Origin of the sequence: Mesorhizobium sp. M7A.F.Ca.CA.002.15.2.1 (genome assembly GCF_003998715.1) — a bacterium.
In the GTDB taxonomy this organism is placed as follows: Bacteria; Pseudomonadota; Alphaproteobacteria; order Rhizobiales; family Rhizobiaceae; genus Mesorhizobium; species Mesorhizobium ciceri.
In genome coordinates this window covers 1-1,105 of sequence record NZ_RZPI01001060.1, presented here as the reverse complement: position 1 = coordinate 1,105, position 1,105 = coordinate 1, and the positions used below count along the sequence as shown (strand labels likewise).

Genomic DNA, 1,105 nt, shown 5'->3' with positions numbered 1-1,105 from the left:
CCGGTCGGCGTCGCGCCCGGTAACCAGGGCGCGCCAGTAAAAGAACCGCCAGCCCCGCGGCGAATAGTGATAAACGCGTGCGTTGACATTATGAATTTTGTGGCCTTCCCGCAGCAGTTCGCGCATCAGCAAAGTGCAGGAAACCTTGAAGCCGTTATGTTTTGGAAAAGGGTGGCTGAGGATCCACTCGCGTCGAAACGCTACATTGTTGGCGTTGATCGCTCGCTTCGAGGCAAATCGCCCGTCACCACGGGCCATCGGGAAAAACCAGATCAACGCAAAGGTTCTTGAAAAGAAGTCGTCGTATGAAAGGTATGTATATCCGTTTGCGCAGATAACTTCAGAGTTTTCAAAGGGTTCAAGCAGTCCTGATAGCCATCCTGGTTCCGCGACCACGTCGGAATCCAGAAAGATGACGATATCTCCGTCCGATGCCAGCATACCGTTGTTCTTCAGGTCGTAATATCGGCCGCCAGGGAAAGCTGTGAAGACGAGTTCGGCAACCTGACCGAGCTGCGGGGCCTCATTCGAAATCTCACGACGCAACGCCTCTTTGTCCGACTCTGCTCCGCCGTGAGAGATGACGATCCTTGGTCGCGCTGAACCGGTTGCTGAAACCGATGAGATTTCCCGAGCCAAGGCCTTCATCCCAACGCCGATCTCGCCCCAGTCGATCGATTTTGCATTCTCCATTTCGACGACGAGTGAATAAGTTGCGCGTTCTTCGACCATTTTTTGCCCCCCCGAGCCGTCAGTGTGGCTATAGCCGCACTAGCCCGCTGTCAAACAGTCGACGCCATTTACACTGGTTCGCGATCGTCATACAGGGCGACTTTGCTCGGCGCCAAACACACTGTTGCTTGGCGAGTCGGGTCTTTGATCGGTGAGGAAATTACCGTTTCAGCAAGAACACTGCCTGCTGGCCGAAGAAATTCCAGAACCACCACGGCATCGACAAGCCGATCTTCTGGCCGGCGGCGTCGAGGGCGGTTGCCTTCTCGACTGTCGCGCCGAGTTCGTCGCACAGATTGACGAAATCGCGGATGGTGCAGAAGTGGATGTTGGGCGTGTCGTACCAGGAATAGGGCAGGTCCTTGGTCACCGG

General features: G+C 55.6%; 2 protein-coding genes. Both read right to left on the bottom strand.

From position 1 onward, the window contains the following. Nucleotides 1–732: glycosyltransferase (locus tag ENZ74_RS32575; protein WP_127313323.1), on the bottom strand; the 732-nt coding region annotated here is incomplete at its 3' end. 160 nt (nt 733–892) lie between these two features. Next, on the bottom strand, nt 893–1,105 hold a 213-nt coding region (locus ENZ74_RS32570), incomplete at its 5' end, for a methionine biosynthesis protein MetW (RefSeq protein ID WP_281059759.1).